The sequence below is a fragment of the Enterococcus sp. DIV1368b genome, from assembly GCF_050529595.1.
GTDB classification, from domain to species: domain Bacteria; phylum Bacillota; class Bacilli; order Lactobacillales; family Enterococcaceae; genus Enterococcus_B; species Enterococcus_B mundtii.
In genome coordinates this window covers 387,300-408,462 of the sequence record NZ_CP172883.1, presented here as the reverse complement: position 1 = coordinate 408,462, position 21,163 = coordinate 387,300, and the positions used below count along the sequence as shown (strand labels likewise).

Genomic DNA, 21,163 nt, shown 5'->3' with positions numbered 1-21,163 from the left:
GGCATCGTAGTGGACGCGCGCTGGAAATAAGCAGACAATCCCGTTCACTAAGCCACGCTATTGAGCTAGACGAACGAAAAAAATCAGTTGAAACATCGAAGATAAAAACACAAGGAGCACTCGAAATTTGTTGGTTTTCGAATGTCCCTTGTGTTTTTGTGCGTATAAACTGCCTGACTTATGCCACGCTTTCTGATCTTAGCTTTAGATTTTATAGCCAATGCCCCAAACCGTTTTAATATAGGAAGACTGCTTGTGCGTGTCATGCATTTTTTCTCTTAAATTTCGAATGTGGACCATGATAGTATTATTGGAGGAAGTATAATATTTTTCGCCCCAAATTTCTTGAAACATTTCTTCAGAGCTAATGACTTGTCCCTGTCGTTCCATCAATAATTTTAAGATGGAAAATTCGATTGGTGTCAGAAAAAGCTCTTCTTCCTGTAAAAAACATTTTCGTTTATCAACATCTAATACCAAATCTTTAACGATCAATTTGTGTTTATCAAATCCATTGTACTGAGTGGATCGCCGAATCTGGGCCTTCACTCGGGCAATTACTTCTAATGGGCGAAAGGGCTTCGTAATATAATCGTCTGCGCCAATCGTCAATCCTGTGATCTTATCGATTTCCTCGGTTTTTGCGGTCAATATGATGATCGGATAGTTATGATTTTTTCGGATTTCTTTACAAAGTTCGAACCCCGAGATGTCCGGTAGCATCACGTCAAGAATTGCCAGTGAAAATGTATTTTGTTCAATTTGTGTTTGAGCAGATTTCCCATCAGAGCAAGTCGTTACTAAAAAATTCTCGTTCTGCAAATAAAAGAGAATTAGGTCTGAAATTTCTTTTTCATCTTCAACTAAAAGTATTTTTTCCAATCGTATCGACCGTCCTTTTCAACTTAGTTGCTTTCTGAACCCTTCATTTTTGCATTACCCAAAGGCAAAGTAACAAACATCTGGATCTCATTATTTTTGCTGGCAGCTTGAATGGTTCCTTGATGAGCCAGAATGATTTCTTTGGCGATCGCTAGACCTAGTCCCGCACCGCCGGTTTTTGTTGAACGGGCTTGATCAAGGCGATAAAACTTTTCAAATAATGCTTCTAGCTGCTCTTGTTCGATGGGCTCACTTTGATTGGCAAGAATAAAGGTTGCTTGGTGCTCAGAAACCGATAGTTCCATTGTGATCATTGTATGTTCAGGTGCGTAGGCGATCGCGTTTTTCAACAGATTATTCAATACTCTGGCTAACTGTTCACTATCAGCTTCAATTTTCAAGCTTTCCGGTCCGATATACCGAACCTCTTGTCCTTTTTCTTTCAGCAACGGGTAAAATTCTTCCTGGATTTGTTTTAATAAGAACACAAAATCAAGTTCTCGTTTAAACAATTGGATATCTTGAAGATTGAATCGAGTAATATCGAAAAATTCATTCATCAGTGTTTCCAACCGTTCAGACTTTTCAAGAGCGATAGTCAGAGACTGAGTCATTTGTTCGTTCGTTAAGTTCTTTGTATCCAATAATAAGTTGAGGTAGCCGATCACGGAGGCTAAAGGTGTCTTCAAGTCGTGAGCCAAATAAGTGATCAAGTCCTTTGTTCGTTGAGTTTCTTCCTTTAGGAGGGTTTCATTTCGGTTCATCGTATTTTTTATTTTTAACAATTCATTATCGATTGGCATACTTCTAGTCGGAGCTTCCGTAGACCCAGAGAAAAAAGGCTGAATGCCTTCAGCGATTTGTGTAATCTTTTTTCTTGAGTAGTAGCGATAGATAAAATAGTTGATTAAGGAAACGATAAAAATAAGAAAGAGAGAGAATGCTAATAGGAGTTGCTTGATCATCGTCCAATCAACAAAATTGCCAATAATCGTCCCCCCTTCCCCGTCACTCGTTCCAACAACTTCTTGCATGACAAATTTTGAAAAAAAATCGTCGATGACCATGTGAATGATTCTTGTCTCCTTTATTAGCCAAACGATTCCTAATAATAAGCAGATGCCTAAAAAAGAAAAAACGAAGCGAGGATGTTTAATATGCATGAAAAGTTCCTTTCAAATAAATAGTCTTCATTCATTCTTGATTATAACAAAGCGAGGATACAACGAATAGAGAATATCTCTTAAGAAATCTTCAGAATATATTAAGAGAATCATTCAAAACGTTTGTAGGTGAAGTGCTTAAATAAAGGTAGTCATCCAATTAACCGATGAGGAAGGTGAGAGGTTTGAGAAAACATAAAAAAAATTTTAAAAAAGCCATCATGGTCACTGGTGCTCTACTGGTTATCGGGAGTATAGCTGGGGCAAGTACTTTAAGGCGTGATCGCCGAGAAGCCCCATCTATCACGCGTGTATCTTTACAAGATCTGCAACCTAGAAATGACTTTCACTTGGTGGGGGTCATTGAACCGGCGAGAACCATTGAAGTGAAGGTAGATAGCGGGCGAGGCTCAGTCGTCGAAAAAAAAGTTGCGGCGGGAGATCAAGTGAAAGCCGGACAAGCACTGTTTGTTTATTCTAATCCTGAAGGATCTTTAGCTATTAAGGAAGCAGAGCAAACTACTGCAAACCGTAGGAGTGCAGTAGAACAAGCCCAGCGACAAACAAACCAGAAATGGGAACAATACAACAAGGTAACTACTCAATTGGAAGAGACCAAACAAAAAATCACTACCGCAAAGGATGAAGATAAAGAAGCGCTAGAAGATCGCAAAAATGAATTAGAAATACAACAAAGTCAACTATTGATGGAAGCTCAAAATTCAGAGAATAGTATAGGCGATGCAACCTTAGAACTAGAACGAGCAGAATTGGAGTTGAACTCCGTCAAAGAACAACATGGTTCAGATGTCGTGGAGGCTGGTATTGACGGAATCGTCAAAGATATTGATGAACGACAAATGAATATGAGTGCGAGTGAAACCGCCCCAGAGTCCCCTTTCATGACTATCGTTGACACAAGCCGGCTGTTTTTAAAAGGGACCGTAGATGAATTCCGTCGCAGTCAGCTGGAACCGGGACAAAAAGTTCAACTAAAGGATCGCAATGGCGGTAGTCAGCAATGGACTGGACAGATCACACGAGTTGGTGATATGAAAGAACCTTCAGTAGTTGTGGAAGAACAAGGTGCAAACCCAAATTTATCTCAATTCAGCTTTGAAGTCGCTTTGGATAAAAGTGAAACCCCACCAAGCATTGGTACTCATTGTTTTGTGGAACTGATCGAAGAAAACCAAACGGAAATCAAACTGCCAAAATCATTCGTTTTCTATGAAGAAGACAAGCCTTTTATTTATGTTGTTGAAAATCATAAAATCAGCAAAAAACAAGTAGAGTTGTCCGAAGATGAAATGGATGAAGCAATGTATTTGCTAGAAAGTGAGCTAGACTTGGACAGCGAGCTTGTCTTTCCCACAAATGATGTCAAAGTAGGAATGGATGTGAGAACAAATGATCCAACTAATTGATGTCTGTAAAACGTTCCAACAAGGGCTTGGTGAAATCCATGTCTTGAATCAAATCAATCTAACAATTGACAATGGGGAGTTTGTTTCTATTATGGGACGATCAGGTTCCGGCAAATCGACCTTGATGAATATTATCGGCTGCTTAGATACACCGACAAAAGGAAGCTATCTAATTGATGGCAAGATAACCAGTCAAATGGACGAAGACGATCTTTCTGAAATTCGCAATCAAAAAATTGGTTTTGTTTTTCAAAATTTTGAACTATTGCCAAAATTGCCCGTTTTACAAAATGTTGCTTTACCACTTTTGTATGCCGGTGTCATGCAAGAGGAACGAACATGTCGAGCTATTCATGCCTTAGAAAGTGTCGGTTTGGCTGACCGAATCGATTTTAGGATCAATCAATTATCTGGTGGTCAAAAACAGCGGGTAGCCATTGCTCGAGCACTGGTTGGAGAGGCAAATGTGATTTTAGCTGATGAACCGACCGGCTCCTTAGACACTGCCAATAGTCATGAAATCATGTCCCTATTCGCAAATCTAAATGATATGGGAAAGACAGTTGTGTTGATTACACATGAACAAGAGGTTGCTGACTATGCCAAACGTCAAATTCTTTTAAAAGATGGTTTGATTGTTGAGGAGGTCAAAGAATGAAAGAAAATATTCGGTTAGCGATTCAATCGATTTACCAGCATCGTTTACGCTCTCTGTTGACGATGTTAGGAATCATTGTTGGGATTGCTTCAATCATTTCTATTGTGAGTATTATCAATGGAAATACTGAAAATATGAAAAAGCAGATGATTGGCGGTTCTACTAATTCAATGCGTATCGAATATGACGCCAGAAGTGCCTTTCTTGCCGGAGAAAATGGTAGAAATGATCGGCTGCCTGACTATTCTCCTCAGATATCAGATGGTGAACTCCAAAAATTACTGACTATCGATCATGCCAAGAATGTCAGCTTATTCTATGAAGCTAATTTGCCGGTCTTTCAAAGAGAGCGACAGACCGATGCCGTAGTATTAGGAATGGATGGAAGTTTCTTTGAAATCATGCCTCATAAGATTCTTAAAGGTAGAGCAATGACTGAAACCGAATTACAATCACAAAAACAAGTCGCTCTGATCACAGCTGACTTGGCAGAGTTTTTTTTTCAGTATCGCAACCCTTTAAATCAACTGATTGAGATTAATGGAACACCTTTTCGAATCATCGGTATCGTAGAGTCTGAAACGGATCAACTTTCAGGGAAATATGCTTTCATTCCTAGAAATAGCCAACGTCTAGTTGAAGGGAAACTTGATCAAAAGCCAACGGTATTGTTTCAGGCTACGAATGCAGAAGTGTTAGAATCAGCTGTCGTTCAGGCTAGCCATGAACTGACAAAAAGCATCCCACCATCAGATTTTGTTTTTTCCATTCGAAATTATGATGAAGTAAAGAAGATGACTGATGATATCAATCGTTCAAATATGATTTTATTGGGCGGAATTGCCAGTATTTCCTTGTTAGTCGGTGGGATCGGAGTCATGAATACGATGCTGGTCAGCGTGACAGAGCGAACTAGAGAGATTGGCTTAAAGAAGGCATTAGGCGCCAAGCGAAAAGTGATTTTGCGACAATTCCTGACAGAAGCAATCGTCTTATCAGTAATTGGTGGATTGATTGGTATAATTTTAGGCACGATCATCAGTCTGGTCGCCCTGAATCTGCTCAATTACCCACTGACGATATCTCTGCTTTCTATTTTGATCAGTGTTACTTTTTCGATGCTGATCGGTACTATTTTTGGCTATTTACCCGCCTATAAAGCGTCAAAATTAAAACCAATCGAAGCATTACGATATGAATAAACAGGAAGGTGTTTTTATGAAAAAAAGAATGTTATCCATTCTCTTCTTAGCGATAGTATTGACTGGCTGTGGTACTAGCTCCAACCCGTCACAGGTAAACAATGACAACGTCCCCACCAATGCACAAATCACTCCCCCACAAAAACAAACCGAAACGAGTCAAAGTGGCGATGATGAGCAAAACAACAACGAGCAAACAGATTTTGATCGTGCCAATGATTTACTTGATCAAGCAGATGAGTCTGGGATTCTTGTGTCTATGAATGGTGATCAATTTGAACTAGAGATCACAAAATTTTATCAAAAAAATGAAGATGAAGATTCCTATGACATGGCCGTTTCCTCTGACGAAAAATTAAGCTTTACTATTACCAGTGAGACTGAGATTACAGTCGTTATTTATGATGCACAAACTCAAAACTCTCGAATCGTTGAAGGCTCAAGAGCAGACTTACAGCTTGAAAGATCCGTCAATCTTTATGGTCAACAAGTTGGCGATACCTTTATTGCCACCAAAGTCATCGTCATGCAAGTCAATTAGATAGCTAGAAAAGCTGGTTGATTAGAAAAGAAAAAAACTAAATGTACCACCCTTATACTTTAAAATCACACACCAATCTATCTTGATTGATACTTCGTTCCTATCCAATTGTTTAGAGAATGATATGATCCCAGTTTTCTAAGTTTTTCAACAAAAAAATGCGGGTAGAAAACAAGACTGTTTTCTACCCGCATTAAGTATTAAAGAACTACTTTTTAGAAACACTATAAGCTTCTATACTCTCTTTTTTACACATCAGCATATCAGTTATTGATCCGCTTGATCAATGGAGATATTATGCAGATTTTCAACTAAGGTTCGATGTTCACGAGGTCCGGTTGACTCTGGTGCTTGATCGAGCTGTTCAATCAAATTTAATTCTTCTTCTGTTAATCGGAAATCAAAAATGGCGATATTTTGCTTCATACGATCCACATGGACAGACTTAGGGATCGTGATGATCCCTAGTTGTGTTTGCCAACGTAGGATGATTTGTGGGACAGTTTTATGGTATTTTTCAGCTAATTCTTTTAAAACTGGTTCATCAAAGATCCCATCTTTTCCTTGGTTAAAGGGACTCCATGCTTCAGTCACGACATCAAAATGCGTGGCTGTTTCTCTTTGTTGTTTTTGTTGACGGTATGGATGTTGTTCGATTTGGTTAATCACTGGTTTGATCCGATGATTCAAAATCAAATCAGTCAAACGACCTGTTGAAAAATTGGAGACTCCGATCGCCTTTACTTTGCCTGCATCATAGAGTTCTTCCATGGCACGCCATGCACCATAATAATCATTGTAAGGTTGATGGATCAAGAAAATATCAATATAGTCTACCCCTAATTTTTGTAAAGAACGTTCATACGCTTTGTATGCGCCCTCGTAAGAAGCATCAGTGACCCATAACTTGGTTGTAATAGTGATCTCTTCTCTTGGAATCCCACTTTTTTTGATTGCTCGACCAACGGCTTCTTCATTGTAATAAACAGCCGCAGTATCAATCAGGCGATAGCCAGCATTCAGCGCTTCTAAAACGACTTGCTCACATTCTTCTTGCTCCCAGATTTGAAAGACACCAAATCCAAGTACAGGAATTGTCAATCCGTTGTTCAAGGTCCGTGTTTCCATCATTGATTTCCTCTCCAAACTCCACGTTATTTCGTCAATTCAGCAACGACTTTTTCTCCTAATAAATGTGCAGACTGTGGGTTTTGTCCTGTTAATAAACGCCCATCTGCATGAACAACTTCAGTAAAAGCTTTCCCTGCCTGATAATCGGCCCCTTTTTCTTTCAATGAATCTTCGGTCAGGAATGGTACGTTATTCGTTGTTCCGTTTAATTCCTCTTCTTCATTACTAAAGCCAGTCACTTTACGTCCAGATAAAATGGACTGTCCATTTTCATCAACGACAGGTAATAAGCCTACGACCCCATGACAAACCGCTGATACGATCCCATTATTTTTGTAGATCGCAGAACCAATCTCTGCTAATTTTTCTGATCCGGGGAAATCCCACATCGTTCCATGACCACCGGCATAATAAATCGCCGTATACTCTGTTGGGTCCACTTCATCCGGACGTAACGTTTGACCTAACGCACGATTACGAAAGTCTTCATCTTGGTAATAGGTCCAATCCACTTGGTCCATATCTAATATACTTTTTGGTTCCAATGGTACGTATCCGCCATTCGGGCTAACAAAATCAGCTTCGATCTTGTTTTTGACTAATACATCATAAAAATGAGTCAATTCACTTAACCATAAACCTGTTGGACGCTCGATATTGTCGTATTTTTCTACATTTGTCAAAACAATCAAAACTTTCATTTTTTCAGCTTCTTTCTTAGATATTGATGGTTGATCCATAGCGTTGATCAAGAAAATTATACAACGGACTTGGTAAATACAAGTCTTTGTATGCTTCAGAAAAAGGTTTCGTCACAAATTCAGCATCTCGACCTTCTAATAATTTGACCGCCCATTCTGGATCTACCAACATTTGTTGACCTACTGCTACGAGTTCCGCATGAGCTAACACAGACTCGACATCTTTGCGGTTACGGACATTACCGACACCTACTAACGGGATTTTCCCTTGAATCGTTTCGTGGACATATTCAAGAATTGATTTTTCGTTGTAGGTCTCAGAACGAGCCACACGATCATAGGTATTCAATGAAAGATGCAGATAGTCTAATTTCGTTTCACGTAATTGTTCCATCAACCAAATCGTTTCTTCAAAACGGATACCTGGTGTTTCAAATTCTTCTGGTGAAAAACGATAGCCAACAATAAATGGTTTGGTTGCGTGTGTTTCAACTGCTTGGAAGACAGATTTCAATAATTCTTCAATAAAATGATAACGTTTCTCTAAAGAACCACCCCATTGATCTTCTCTACGGTTCGAATGAGGAGAAAAGAATTGTTGGATCAAGTAAGTATTCGCACCATGTAATTCTACTCCGTCAAATCCTGCTTCAATGGCTCTGCGTGTTGCTTCGCCAAATGCTTGGATCGTTTCACTAACTTCTTCATCACTTAATGCCCGAGGTGTTTCGGCATCTGGACGTTCTGCTGGAATCGCACTAGCAGATACTGTTTGTTCTCCTGATAATGTCGCACGGCTTGTCATACGACCGCCATGGAAGATCTGCACGATTGCCTTGGCGCCTTCGCCTTGAATGGCTTGTGCTAACTCGCTTAGACGAGGAAGCATTTCATCATGGGCGATACTCAATTCACCTGGCCAACCTTTACCGATGTCTTGCACATTTGCCGCACCAGTGATCACTGCTCCTAATCCTTTTGAGCGTTGTACATAGTATTCGATCTCGTCTTTTGTGATTACCCCATTAAAAAAGCTAAGTTCTGTAGTCATTGGTGATAGCATCAACCGATTTTTCAGCTCACTACCTGATGGAAATGTGATTGATTCATTGAATTTTGCCATTCTTCTTCCTCCAATATGACGAATGTCACTTATTTTTTCTCGTATTTATTTAACCATACGATTAGTTGTACATGCAACTGTTATGTTTAAAAAATTTTATTTTTTTTGTAATTTATTGGTCGCTTCATTCAGCTCTTGAGAAAGCCGCTCGCTCTCGGCAGCACCTAAAACAACTTTATATGCGTGGTGCAACTCATCCCAACTACTGTCGATCTCTTTGACAAATTCACGACCTTCATCAGTTAAAAATACCAAAGATAACCGTCCTTCTGTAACCGTTTTGACATAGCCTTTATATTCTAACTTTTCTACAAAACGTGCAATCGTTGAAGGCGCTGAATACAACATCTGCGCGATATCTTTTTGAGGAATACCGTTTTTTTCTTTCAAAATCAGTAAGATAAATCCATAAGTAGGTGCAAGTCCTGTTTTCTTGAAGGCTTCATCAGCTAATTTATTCAATACTCGATCGAGCTTCTTCACACTAAAAAAAAGACATTCTTCTAACGAACGTTCAATTGATTTCCCCATTTTTACACCTCCTGTTAGCGTACATATCATAGTATGATTTAGTTGATTTGTCAAAGAGGAGGATAGCATTCATATGTAGTTCAAATGATCACCTATAAAAATACAATGATATGTAGAAGCATCTATTCAGTTTTAGAATGTGTAAAATAACTAAGGGCAAATTTCCACTGTAGTGTCTAAACAGTCATATATCATGAAATGAGCAATTCAGTTTACGCACTTTAAAACAACCCACGCTCATAATGAGACCAGACGGAAAGAATTGTTACTATTTCCCTCTCAATGTCCACACTATAAACTAGTCTATGCTGAATGTTGATTCTTCTTGAGTAATACGGAATTCCTACTAGTTTTTCATACGGTGGCGGTGACTGAAAAGGATTCTTTCGAATGACCTTGAGTAATTCATCAAACTTTTTATGTAACCCTGCACTTTTAAGTTTAGTAAAATCTTTTTTTGCATTTTTTTTAATGTCTATAAGGTATCCCAATCAATCTCACCTAACTCTTCCGTTTCTTCCTCTTCGTAGTGCTTAATCTGATTAAGTACCCCTGTATTTTGTAAATACAGCGTTTCCTGAATTGCATTCCAATCTGCCTTACTAATAATTACTACACTTTCATCTTCACTTTTAGTATTGATAATTTCAACCGGTTGATTGTCCGCCACAACATGCTTAATCAAGCTATACAAATTATTTCGAGCCTTCGTTGGTGTAATTACTTCCATCTCTATTCACATCCTTCTTTATTATTAACTATAACGTACATAAAAGCGTACGTCAACAAGCGTGAATTTATTGAATTTTGTCTTATACTTCTTGTTAATGTAGGCTTTATCCTTTGATTTAATTGACTGATCAAAAAGAAAGAAACATAGCTTTTTATACAATATTTTCCAGCCTATCTTAAAGAATGCAACAATAGGCTGGAAGATATTAGGAATCTTGCACACTTAAACCGAATGAACGATGTTCCAGAAATAACTACTAGTGAAATAAGCGTACATCTCAAAAATTCCAAGAACAATTTCTGGTATTTCACGCTTATTTCTCGGAGCTAAGCACTTCTATCACTCATTATTTAATTTTCACCACAAACGCTTCATAAGGACGTAATTCAACTTCTCCCATAGGTACTTCTCGGTCATAGTTGGCAATGATCAGTTCCGTTGCTTCTTGTGGAATAGTCAATCCATGTGTTTGCTCGGATAGGTTACACACAACTAGCCAACGTTCTTCATTGAGTGTACGATAATAAGCAAAAACCTCGGCTGACGTTTCTGCCAACAATTCATATTCTCCCCAAACGATGATCTCATTGTGTTTGCGTAACTCAATCAAACGTTTGTACGTATGGAAAATCGAAGAGGGATCTGCGACTGCTTGTTTTGCATTGATCGTTTTGTAGTTTGGATTAACGGATAGCCAAGGCGTTCCTGTCGTAAATCCACCATGTGCTGTTTCATCCCACTGCATTGGGGTACGCGCATTGTCACGCCCTTTGGCATTGATAGACTGCAAGATCTCTTCTTTACGATAGCCAGATGCGAAACGCTCATGATACATATTGATTGTTTCGATGTCTTGGGCTTCTGAAATGTCCTGGATCGGAGCATTCGTCATACCTAGTTCTTCTCCTTGATAAATGTAAGGAGTCCCCTTCATCATGTGTAGTAAAATAGCAAACATCTTTGCACTTTCCACGCGGTATTCTTGATCATTCCCCCAACGTGAAACGATTCTCGGTAAATCGTGGTTATTCCAAAATAAGCTGTTCCAACCTTCATCACCTAATGCTGTCTGCCACTTGGACAAGACCTGTTTCAGTTCAGAGACATCTAAAGCTTTTAGATCCCATTTATCCTTGCCTGCTTGCTGGTCCAAAGTCATATGTTCAAATTGGAAGATCATGGATAGCTCATTTCGTTTGGGGTCAGAATAAAGCTTCGCGATTTCTGTCGTTGCGCTCCACGTTTCTCCTACCGTCATCAAATCTTTATCTCCGAAAGTTGCTTGATTCATTTCTTGTAAATATTCATGGAGTCGAGGACCATTATTGGTAATTTCTTGATCCGGTAATTTGCCGATCGTATCGATGACGTCCATACGGAATCCACCAATTCCTTTGTCGATCCAAAAATTCATCATATCATAAACTTCTTGTCTGACCAGCTCGTTCTCCCAATTCAAATCAGGTTGTTTCTTGCTGTATAGATGCAAATAATATTGACCTGTCGTTTCATCAAATTCCCAAGCCGGTCCACTAAAGATCGAACGTAGTGAATTAGGCACGTCACCATTTACTGGATCACGCCAGATATAATAATCTCGATATGGATTGTCTTTGCTTTTTCGTGATTCGATAAACCATGGATGTTCATCAGAAGTGTGATTGACGACTAGATCTAAAATGATTTTGATGCCTGATTTCTTCGCTTCCTCAATCAGTTCGTCCATTTCAGCCATCGTCCCAAATTCAGCCATGATTGCTTCATAATCGCTGATGTCATAGCCATTGTCATCATTTGGTGATTCATAGACTGGGGAAAGCCAAATCGTATCGATCCCTAAATAGGTTAAATAATCTAATCTTGAAATAATCCCTCTTAAATCACCGATTCCATCTCCATTCGTATCTTGAAAACTACGTGGATACACTTGATATACAACTGATTGATGCCACCATTTTTTCTCCATATGATCCTCCATTTGTTTTGTCCTATTCTTAAAGAATTGTAACGCTTACAAAAACAAGAGTAAACAGGTACAAACATGTTACCGATAACATTAAAATCTGGGGTTTAGAAATAAAAAAGAGCGTGGAGAAAGTTTCAATCAATGGATTAGCGCCTTAAAACAGAAACTGTTGATTGAAATAAGTATAGATTGCTATCAACATGAGCGTTTAGAGTGTACTCTAGATAGACACTAGTATATCATTTGTAATTTTTATGGTTAATTGGCACAATTTTTTCTAATTATTTGTCACTTATCGCTGAAAATTTATTCTATTTATCTAGAAAAATGACACATAAGACCGGTGCAGGATTTGAAATGGAATCAATTATTATAACCACAAAACCCAACGAATCGGCTTCACCTGTCCATGATCGTATGCCGCTTATCATTTAGAAGCAGAACTCCATGAAACTAATAAACAATTAGCCCAGGAACAATCCAAAGAAAAGCAAAGTCAATTAGGGAAATATGGAATTTTATTTAGAGCATTGTAAATCAAATTCAGGTTTACAGAGTGAATATTTTTCTGATATAGATAAAAAGGATATTTATATCTTATAGTAAATAGATGAGAACATAGGCGTTCAAAGAAAGGAACTTTGAAATTTTTAATGGACAGTTATATCGGCCATTCGTCGAAGAGGTTGAAAAGAATCATTTACTCAATAAAGAATACCCAGAAAAATAGGGAAGAATCGTGTGACCATTCCTAATGGAATGTGACAACAAGAACGTTGATATATCAGCCTCAATAGGGTAGTTGAGACAGTTCCCTGTTACTTGTTAGCCCCCTGTTAGAATATGGGGCTATATGTCATCAAAAAAAGGAATCCGTTTCTGTTTGGCTTCGCCACCGAAACGGATTCCTTTTTTTATGTCTTAGTTTAATTTCTGAATTTAGTTTTTTACCAATTTTTGTTATTCAGCGGTTTTATTTTTTCTTATTACTTTCATCACATCGCTAGGGACTGAATCATCTGTTATAAACGTTATTTTGTATACATAGCTTCCTTTATAACGAACTTTAATATAATTATGATTTTCTGGAGCTTGCCCACCTTTAAATGTTAATTTTTCAATTTTCATAGTAGTTGAATTTATTACTTCAATATTCTCATAATCATCTGGTATTTGACGCTTTCCATCATCAGCATATTCTTTTCCACCATTGTATGTCACTTTTTCAGGTACAATTGCGTATCCAACTTGCATTTTTACTAGAGGATTAAATTTATTTAGCGAATCAAATCGTGATGTTACATATAAAAAGGAAGAAATAACACCAACTACCAAAAGAATCAAAATCGATAGTTTCTTAAGTGTTCTATTTTGTAATTTCATTTGTAGCTCCTTCTTTTTTATACACCGAGTCCAATAGTATGATGACAACTCTCTGCTACTTTGTTATCATGTGTTACTATGATAATAGTTTTCCCACTTGCATTTAACTGGTTCAAGATTGCTAAAATTTCATCTCTATTTTTTGTATCCAGTGATCCAGTTGGTTCATCTGCGAGAATAACTTTACTTGGTTTTAAGAGGCAACGAGCAATAGCAACTCGCTGTTGTTCTCCACCTGAAATTTCAAATACTTTTAATTTTTGATAATTTTCTAATCCAACCATTCTTAGTGCATTATCTATTGACTCTTCTTTTTCTTTTTTTGTTTGTTTCACATACCTTAACGCCATCAGTAAATTTTCTTTTATAGTAAAATTGTCGACTAATGCGAAATTTTGGAACAAATATGAAATGTTTTCTCTAATCATTTTATTGGCTTGCTTCGAATTTATTTTTGGTGCTGCTTTCTGAAAAATATGGTATTCACCTTGTTCCACTGGCTCAATCAAGCCAATAGTATTAAGCAAAGTTGTTTTTCCACACCCACTAGGACCGGTTATTGCAACCATATCGCCATCATTGATTTCTAAATTAAAATCTTCAAAAACGACTTTATCACCGAAACTTTTATTGAAGTTTTTGATATTAATAATACTCATCATACATCCCCCTTCAAACCTGCACTAAGTGTTCCTTTTTCATATCGAGTAACCATTAAGAAAATAATAAAAATATCTATTGATACTAGTAACAAGTAAGCAAGAATTGACAGTAGTTGCCTATTCAAAATGACTATTTCTATTAGTCCAAAAATATAGATGGAAAAGAAATAGAAAATTTCATTGCGATACCTATCATAGAAAGTATAGCCTAAAAGTCTTGATACAATCATTTCTTTTCTCTTGGAAGCCAAAATAATCAATATAATGTAATAAGAAGCTAATACACTAACTGAAATCGTTAGACATAGGATAGTAATCCAAATCCCTACACTAGATTGTGAAATAAGCAATTCTTGTGCAAAGCCTGTGGAAAGAATATTTTCAAATTGTATAGAATTATTCTCAAGGCTGTTATTTATTATCGCCTCACTTATTGCATGTTTATTTTCTTTAGTATTCTCAATTCTAAGTGGATTACTTAAAGGACTATTTTTCAAGAACATACTACTTGTGTTTATTGTATTGTTATTTATGCAAAAAATAATCGGATTTTTTATAAACGTCTTATTATTCCCTATCATTTCTATATTTTCAGAGAATATTTCGTTTTCACTGTTTGGATAAAAGATAAACCTAATTGGGATATCTTCAATATTTTCAAACGAGTTATCCGATAGAAGAGATGCGATTTGAATTCTTATAAAAAATTCTGTTTTTTCAAAATCTTTTTTCAAATATTCAGGAACTAGGTAAGTCATTTCTGTTTCAGAAAATATTTTTGATGAAGGTGTTGGTAACTTGAATTGAATTCTTTTCAGATAGTTCTCATTAGCACTCATAATTAGGTAATCGTCCGAATCATCAAATTCTATATTTTTAAATTTGCTTGTATTTATTTTAGCTCCGTTAAATACGGTAGCATTTATATTACTTACTGAAACATATTGAATATCAGCTGAAGTATCTAACTCTTTATACAGATTAATTAATTTAGAATCTAATTTTCCTTTCCCTTGGAGAGACTCTTGGAATTCATCATCAACGTAGTTAAACTTTGATAGTGTAAGATAATGTTTCTGCTGTTCATACAAATCTTTTGCTTTTAAGTCCTTATGTAGAGTATTTAATTCTGTTACTAACAAAGGAATAACGGCAACAACGGCAACGAAAACGAAAAACTTCAATAGATAACTGAAATAAAGTGAAAATTTTAAATTAAAGAAATTTTTTAAAATATCCGAAAGATTATAGCGTCTAATAATGATTAACATTACTAAAGAAAATACCCAAGCTAATACAAAAACAACTAATTCAACTAACGTTAATTCCAAGAAATAAGATAGATTGCTATCTGGAATAATAAAGAATTGAATAGGCAGTGTACATATATAGAAAAGCGCAGGGATTAATAATATAATTTTATTAAGCTTTATCCAAATATCTATATCTTTAAAGCCAAGCAATTTCATCACACCGATTTCTTTTAACTTAGCAATTGGATAAAATGCACTCATCAGACAGAATATTGCCATGATAATGATTGATAACACTAACACTAACAAGTATATCGTTCCTTGGCCATATGCTTGCTCATAAGTAGCTTTTAACAGTTCATCTTTAGGTATTTTAAAAACTGTAGAAATCTGATTTAAAATATCAGCTGAATCTTTTGATTCTGATATAAGTGTATAGCTGCCATTTACACTCATTTTATTTTTAGTATAAAAATCCTGCAATGTTCCAAAAATCAACTTCTTATCAGAAAACATATTCGAAATACGGCCACTTTGATTGTTATCTTCAGTATTATAATTTGCAAGAAACTCATTATTAGAAGCAGGAATTTTTCCACTTGCTAGCTTGATACCCAATTGATCAAAATAATTAGTAGAATATATACCTGACTTATAAATATATGTTTTTCCATTTTCTGTTAAAATATCAGAACGAATAAATGTAGCGTTGTATTTTTTTGATAAAGAAGCAAACTCTGATAACTGATCATCAATTGATATATCCGAATCTTTTATGAAAAAATGAGTGGAATTACTAGTTAACTCAATATTATCATAATATTTATCTTCTTCTGATTTTTTATTTAGTGCAAATGCAACACTTATTAGAATTGTTATTATAGATAGGAATAAGATCATTGTTTTTTTCAAAGTAGTTCCCCCAAATTTTAAAGAAAAACGGAACGTAAAATACATACGCTCCGTTCCTATTATAGTTGAGAAAATATGTATACTCTCTCAAAGCCATTCTACCAATAATTATAATAGAAATTACATCCTGAATATGCGCCAAGACGAGCCTTAGCCCACACGCCAGCCCCTTGAGCTTGATAAGATTCGTCTGAACCTTTTTTTACAGTAGCGCTGTGGCGTTTAGTACCATGGAAATAATCAGAATATGAACCTGTGATACCGACACCATAATTCCATGTACCACCATCAGGGTATTCCGTTGCAGCAGAGGCAGCGATACCACCAGTAGCCAAGACAATTAAAGATAATGTACAAACAACTATTTTTTTCATAAATATCCTCCTTCTGATTTTAAAATTAATAGTTAACTAGAATAATTACATAGAAAGTGTATCAAACAGTAATTCAGCAATAACAACAATTTTGAAACTAACTAAAATTATCTAATTAGCATCAAGTGTCTATCAGTAAGCCTTTTGAAAAATTAAGGTTTGTGCTATTTGACTCCTTTCAAGTAATCCTACTATCAACTTTAATTTTATTTTAAACGTCATTCAGCATGATTTAAATAGGTATTCTGTGCAAAATTATTATTAATTATTAGAATATAAAAAGTGATGGAAAAATGTGTCTAACTTACATTTCCCATCGCTTTTTTTATGTATTTAACATTTTAATTAATTATAGAAATAATTCCTAATTTTACTCCTTTGATTATGGCTTCTGAAGTTGAAGATACGTTAAATTTATCATGAATCGATTGAACATGTGTATTTACTGTCCTTCTGCTAATTAGTAACTCCTTAGCTATTGTTGATTGTGTCCTCCCTTCACTCAAATAATTTAATATTTCTTTTTCTTTTTTAGTCAAAATTGCTTCTTCTTGTTCAATAAAACTGACGCCTTTTTCAACAATTTGATATAAATTATTCACTAATTCTTCAGGAGAGATATCTTTACCAAGATTTATATCCAACAAAATTAAATCAACCATATCTTTGAGTAGATAATCATTAATTAAGTGAAGCTTATCTAATGTAATGACTTTCTCCACCATATCAAATTTTTCCATCACCAATTTTAAGCTCGAGGAAAATAATTGATGATCATCAATTAATAAAAGTTTCATATCTTCATTCCTTTCATTACTGGTATCTTAACTTCAATGTCTGTGCCAATCTCTTTCCCACTATAAATAATAAATTTCCCATTTTTGCAATCGACTTTTTGCTTGATTGAGAGCAACCCCAAATGATCATAATAAAATTCATCATCATTTAGTTGATTCCTTTTTATTCCTGTACTATTATCAATCACTAGTAATATATTTTCGTTATCTCTCTGGGTTAACTCAATGTCTATTTTGTTTGCTTTCGAGTGTTTGTATGCATTTATTAATAGTTCGCAAATTTCAAGTGCAAGTTAGCCACTTATTGAAATTTACTTATTATTCTTTAATACCTTATTTGATCATTCGGATAAAGAGAGATGTGACAGCTCTTCTAAGAGTCGGTCCCTCGGTGTCGCATAGTTCAAAATCTTTCTCGGCAAGTTGTTCGTCCAGTCTTGTACTCGCTGAATCGTCCGCAAAGAGACATCCGCTATCCGCGTTCCCAAGAAGAATATAGATGGGTAAAATAGACGTCGATGATGCCCTGAAGCAGTTCTGTTAGACCAGAAAATTCGACACCATTATCCGAAGTGATTGTCTTGAACAATTGACTGAAGTTTTTTCCTGCAGCCTCTTGCAACGTCGTTAATGCGCGTTTGACTGGGTCAGAAGTTTTTCCATCAATTTGGATGATCATTTCATACCGAGTCTTACGTTCTGTTAATGTCAGTAATGCCTGATTTTTTCGCAATGTAGGCCATTGACCGTATCGATTTCCCAATCACCAAAGCGTTATCGTTTATCAACGATCTCTGGACGTTTTCAATGAGTTCACCTAAAATCGTTTTGTTCTTGCGATTGCGAGAGGCCTCCGTACTTCTGCGTGTTTTGAGACAAAGATCGATATTTCGAGTCTCCATCAAACAATCGTCGATATAGTTGTATAGCGTCGTTGTACAAGGAATACTTTCATGCGGAAATAAATTGTTCTTCTTCGCGTGGTGAACAACGACATCCGGTGAGCGTTTCTCTTGTTTCATTTGTTGGTCGATATACGCCATGAAATCAGGTGTGTCCACCCATTTAGGTTTCTTGCACGAGGACTCGCGCACTTTTTCGTAGGAAGCTTGCCCAGCCGCTGCTGAATAGGTGAAGTACTCATAGGAATAGGCATGACCATTTTGAATTTGTCGTTTGATTTGGCGAACCGTTCCGTCTTTAATTTCCGTGTGGATTGTTTGATTCGATCGATCAAGCTTTTTAGCGATTTGACGATTGGATAATGGTGTATCCAGTTGTTTCCATGCTTCAATTTTATTACGTTCCTCTTGATCAAGGTGTTTTCCTTTGCGTGATTCTGTGGTATTCTCAGTTTGCGTCATCGTGATTTCATCCTTATTGATTGTCTAGGAACTTCAATAATACATGAAATTTAACGATGGCATTTTTTTATGCCTTAGGTGTCTAAGTTCATTATAAAATTCGCCATAATTAAATAGTTGAAAAAATAATAAATATAATCAAAAGTATAATTCCAATAAGTGGTTCAGTCCAAATTTTATCTGAATGTATAAATACATTCTTTTTATTTTTGAATATTCCCCCCACCATACTCTTTTGGAAGGATTAGTTCCAAGAGAAAACCAAATAATAGTGGTATTAAAAATACATACTTAGGTCCTTTTATTAGTAAGTAGACAGACGAGAAACTAAGTAAGGACTGTATTATTTTTACTACTCTAATAGAACGAATCGTTTTTAATTTCAATATACTGTCACCTTTCGTTTATCCAAGGATCATAACTTTATCTTTCCTATAAAAATTATGCTCTAGTTAACACGCCAGTGTATTGATAATATGCACCAATTTGCGTACCATTTTTATACTTACCTGTCCAATTCACATAACCTTGGTATTTTTTCCGTCTTTATATTTAACCTGCCAAATTTTTGTCAAGGTTGGAAGCCAACGACTTGATCCATGTGGTTTATTTTGCATATAAACATACTCAGAAAAATTGAGGGTACCAACGCTCCTATGTATCACTAATCCTGACATATCCACCTGCATATTATTGCTAGATTCATCTATAACTTCTTCACTGCCAGAAATAGTTTCTTCACTGGCAAAAGCAACTTCATCTGGGATAATCATTGAACACGCCATTAACATAAACGTAGTTAAAATTAAGCCTTTTAGTATCACTTTTTTTCATTATTTCATCTCCTTAAATTAATTGAACATCATACTCCCTACTTCAATATATCATGCTATTTTTAAATGTTGCCAATTTTTCATAAATTATTGTTTTAACATCATAACTGTTCAATAACCTTTGATCGTTGGTTATAACATTATGCAAAAATTATCAAAACCATAAAAAATTCTCAACACGTTTTTAGGCATTGAGTCCTTTTCATTATGTACTTTCTAAATTTAACGATCTTGTCTCTTCATATATCTGACGAACTAGATAAATCTCGCATCTTTGTATCTATTAAATATCGTCACTTTATTTACTACCTCTTCTTGCATTTATTTAGCAACCAAGCTAGGACAAATTTTTTCTAACTAATTTTGGTCAGGTATATAGTCAAGAAAATTTCCAATCGTCGTTAGAACTACCTCATCGCTAGATAATTCCACTAATCGTATAAACTTGAACTGTGGGATTGCTGCTACGTAATTAACAAAGTTTTTATCCGTGTATTCAAAAGACCACATATATTTTAAACGATTATTATCGTAAAGATCGATTAATTTCATGTCGTCATATTCTAGTCCTTATTTTTCAGCGGTTCGATTTGTGGAATGTTCTCAAGAATAAGTAATTTTTAATAATATTTACATTAAGCGTACTTAAATTTTTATTTGAAGTTCAGTAACAAAATCCCCATCATAAGAAAAAAATCCAAGAACTCGTAAACGAATGTTCTTGGATTTTTTTCAATCGTAATAGATGATTAACTGATAGTTAATCACCACCAGCAAAAATTTCTTCTTTATTATAAATCGGCGTATGATTTTTCAAATCTTCAAGGGTTCCTACCTGTCTACCTTTAGAATAAAAACCATCTAATAAACCTAAGGATTGGAATATTGTTTGCTTATATGCAATTTCGGCATTCCATTCCGTAGTATCTAGAATCTGTAAAGCTTTATGGATCGCTTCAATGCCCGATGCTCCTGGCGCACTGATCAACACTCCGTGACTGTTGAGTAGCAACATATTCGGTAAGGCTACTTGTTCTTTTTTCATGTAATCAGAGACTAATTCTGCTAATTCTGGCGAGCAATTAGGTTCAAAGTCTAACACAGGAATATAGCCGATTTTTTGGGTTGCTTCCGTTAAATTAGGCATATCCAAGCCGGCGGTTGCCCAAAACATCGAGTGTGGCGAATGGGCATGTAAAACCGCTTTTATCGCTGGATTCGTATCATAAACCGCTTCGTGTAAGTTGATTTCTCGTGTAAGTTGACCTACCCCATCAATCACTTTTCTTGTATGAGGCTCAACGACTAAGATTTGTGCTGGTGAGACTTCCCCTAAATAAGCTTCTGACATCATAGTCGGTGTCATAATAATATATTCTTTCCCTACTTCATCAGTTGTTTTAAAAGAGAAATTACCGCCTGCCACATTCGTATTCTTCCTTGTAAAGATCAATTTTACGATTCGCGCTAAATCTTCCCGCTCTCTTTCAAAAATCATCCGTCCATCTGACATATTCAAAACCACCT

General features: G+C 36.0%; 21 protein-coding genes and 2 pseudogenes. 5 read left to right on the top strand and 18 right to left on the bottom strand.

The window, feature by feature from the left end; all coding sequences use genetic code 11:
• Positions 1 to 204 precede the first annotated feature (204 nt).
• A complete protein-coding gene (locus IGJ19_RS01960) occupies positions 205 to 882 on the bottom strand; it encodes a response regulator transcription factor (protein WP_071866583.1) in 678 nt (225 codons plus the stop codon).
• 23 nt (positions 883 to 905) lie between these two features.
• The gene (locus IGJ19_RS01955; protein WP_430604341.1) at positions 906 to 1,949 is read right to left on the bottom strand and encodes a sensor histidine kinase; all 1,044 of its coding nucleotides are present in this window, start codon (positions 1,947 to 1,949) and stop codon (positions 906 to 908) included.
• Between the two features lie 272 nt (positions 1,950 to 2,221).
• Here IGJ19_RS01955 and IGJ19_RS01950 point away from each other — a divergent pair, with 272 nt between their 5' ends.
• The 4 genes from IGJ19_RS01950 to IGJ19_RS01935 are packed head-to-tail and all read left to right on the top strand — an operon-like array spanning position 2,222 to position 5,873.
• Complete coding sequence (locus IGJ19_RS01950; protein ID WP_272017943.1) at positions 2,222 to 3,472, top strand: efflux RND transporter periplasmic adaptor subunit; 1,251 nt, start codon at positions 2,222 to 2,224, stop codon at positions 3,470 to 3,472.
• Positions 3,456 to 4,130, top strand: a complete 675-nt coding sequence (locus tag IGJ19_RS01945) for an ABC transporter ATP-binding protein (protein WP_195513396.1) — start codon at positions 3,456 to 3,458, stop codon at positions 4,128 to 4,130. Before IGJ19_RS01950 ends, IGJ19_RS01945 begins: the two co-directional genes overlap by 17 nt.
• Complete coding sequence (locus IGJ19_RS01940) at positions 4,127 to 5,332, top strand: ABC transporter permease (RefSeq protein ID WP_195513394.1); 1,206 nt, start codon at positions 4,127 to 4,129, stop codon at positions 5,330 to 5,332. The genes IGJ19_RS01945 and IGJ19_RS01940 overlap by 4 nt, the downstream gene beginning before the upstream one ends.
• Before the next feature lie 16 nt (positions 5,333 to 5,348).
• Complete coding sequence (locus IGJ19_RS01935) at positions 5,349 to 5,873, top strand: hypothetical protein (RefSeq protein ID WP_195513392.1); 525 nt, start codon at positions 5,349 to 5,351, stop codon at positions 5,871 to 5,873.
• Positions 5,874 to 6,140: 267 nt separating this feature from the next.
• Here IGJ19_RS01935 and IGJ19_RS01930 read toward each other — a convergent pair whose 3' ends face one another.
• From IGJ19_RS01930 to IGJ19_RS01900, 7 genes are all read right to left on the bottom strand, one after another.
• A complete protein-coding gene (locus IGJ19_RS01930) occupies positions 6,141 to 7,001 on the bottom strand; it encodes an aldo/keto reductase (RefSeq protein ID WP_430604559.1) in 861 nt (286 codons plus the stop codon).
• 26 nt (positions 7,002 to 7,027) lie between these two features.
• Positions 7,028 to 7,705: a type 1 glutamine amidotransferase domain-containing protein gene (locus IGJ19_RS01925; RefSeq protein WP_430604340.1), complete on the bottom strand. Its 678-nt coding sequence runs from the start codon at positions 7,703 to 7,705 to the stop codon at positions 7,028 to 7,030.
• Positions 7,706 to 7,721: 16 nt separating this feature from the next.
• On the bottom strand, positions 7,722 to 8,828 hold the full coding sequence (locus IGJ19_RS01920) for an NADH-dependent flavin oxidoreductase (protein WP_430604339.1): 1,107 nt from the start codon (positions 8,826 to 8,828) through the stop codon (positions 7,722 to 7,724).
• 96 nt (positions 8,829 to 8,924) lie between these two features.
• The gene (locus IGJ19_RS01915) at positions 8,925 to 9,359 is read right to left on the bottom strand and encodes a MarR family winged helix-turn-helix transcriptional regulator (protein WP_010736432.1); all 435 of its coding nucleotides are present in this window, start codon (positions 9,357 to 9,359) and stop codon (positions 8,925 to 8,927) included.
• A gap of 221 nt (positions 9,360 to 9,580) precedes the next feature.
• Complete coding sequence (locus tag IGJ19_RS01910) at positions 9,581 to 9,850, bottom strand: Txe/YoeB family addiction module toxin (protein ID WP_430604338.1); 270 nt, start codon at positions 9,848 to 9,850, stop codon at positions 9,581 to 9,583.
• Positions 9,835 to 10,089: a type II toxin-antitoxin system Phd/YefM family antitoxin gene (locus IGJ19_RS01905; RefSeq protein ID WP_071866575.1), complete on the bottom strand. Its 255-nt coding sequence runs from the start codon at positions 10,087 to 10,089 to the stop codon at positions 9,835 to 9,837. Before IGJ19_RS01905 ends, IGJ19_RS01910 begins: the two co-directional genes overlap by 16 nt.
• Positions 10,090 to 10,438: 349 nt before the next feature.
• Entirely contained in the window at positions 10,439 to 12,058 is a 1,620-nt protein-coding gene (locus tag IGJ19_RS01900; RefSeq protein WP_430604337.1) for a glycoside hydrolase family 13 protein, read from the bottom strand.
• Positions 12,059 to 12,388: 330 nt separating this feature from the next.
• On the opposite strand from IGJ19_RS01900, the pseudogene IGJ19_RS01895 reads away from it, so the two are divergent.
• Positions 12,389 to 12,490 (top strand): annotated as a pseudogene (locus IGJ19_RS01895) (SOS response-associated peptidase); the annotation flags it as partial.
• A gap of 528 nt (positions 12,491 to 13,018) precedes the next feature.
• Here the strand turns inward: IGJ19_RS01895 and IGJ19_RS01890 are convergent.
• From IGJ19_RS01890 to IGJ19_RS01850, 9 genes and pseudogenes are all read right to left on the bottom strand, one after another.
• A complete protein-coding gene (locus IGJ19_RS01890; protein ID WP_430604336.1) occupies positions 13,019 to 13,441 on the bottom strand; it encodes a hypothetical protein in 423 nt (140 codons plus the stop codon).
• Between the two features lie 17 nt (positions 13,442 to 13,458).
• Positions 13,459 to 14,094, bottom strand: coding sequence for an ABC transporter ATP-binding protein (locus tag IGJ19_RS01885; RefSeq protein ID WP_217809051.1), 636 nt, complete (start codon positions 14,092 to 14,094; stop codon positions 13,459 to 13,461).
• Positions 14,095 to 14,099: 5 nt separating this feature from the next.
• Complete coding sequence (locus tag IGJ19_RS01880; RefSeq protein ID WP_161641556.1) at positions 14,100 to 16,268, bottom strand: hypothetical protein; 2,169 nt, start codon at positions 16,266 to 16,268, stop codon at positions 14,100 to 14,102.
• Between the two features lie 98 nt (positions 16,269 to 16,366).
• Positions 16,367 to 16,642 carry a lactococcin 972 family bacteriocin gene (locus IGJ19_RS01875; protein ID WP_104776223.1) on the bottom strand — a complete coding sequence of 92 codons (276 nt, stop codon included), beginning with the start codon at positions 16,640 to 16,642 and terminating at the stop codon, positions 16,367 to 16,369.
• Positions 16,643 to 16,983: 341 nt separating this feature from the next.
• Positions 16,984 to 17,439, bottom strand: coding sequence for a response regulator transcription factor (locus IGJ19_RS01870; RefSeq protein WP_195273654.1), 456 nt, complete (start codon positions 17,437 to 17,439; stop codon positions 16,984 to 16,986).
• Positions 17,436 to 17,705 (bottom strand): ATP-binding protein, encoded by a 270-nt coding sequence (locus tag IGJ19_RS01865; protein WP_430604558.1) that lies wholly within the window; start codon positions 17,703 to 17,705, stop codon positions 17,436 to 17,438. Before IGJ19_RS01865 ends, IGJ19_RS01870 begins: the two co-directional genes overlap by 4 nt.
• A gap of 75 nt (positions 17,706 to 17,780) precedes the next feature.
• Positions 17,781 to 18,803, bottom strand: a pseudogene (locus tag IGJ19_RS01860) (IS30 family transposase).
• Positions 18,804 to 19,321: 518 nt separating this feature from the next.
• On the bottom strand, positions 19,322 to 19,576 hold the full coding sequence (locus tag IGJ19_RS01855; protein WP_130029228.1) for a hypothetical protein: 255 nt from the start codon (positions 19,574 to 19,576) through the stop codon (positions 19,322 to 19,324).
• Between the two features lie 820 nt (positions 19,577 to 20,396).
• On the bottom strand, positions 20,397 to 21,149 hold the full coding sequence (locus IGJ19_RS01850) for a class II aldolase/adducin family protein (protein ID WP_074800524.1): 753 nt from the start codon (positions 21,147 to 21,149) through the stop codon (positions 20,397 to 20,399).
• Between the last annotated feature and the right edge of the window lie 14 nt (positions 21,150 to 21,163).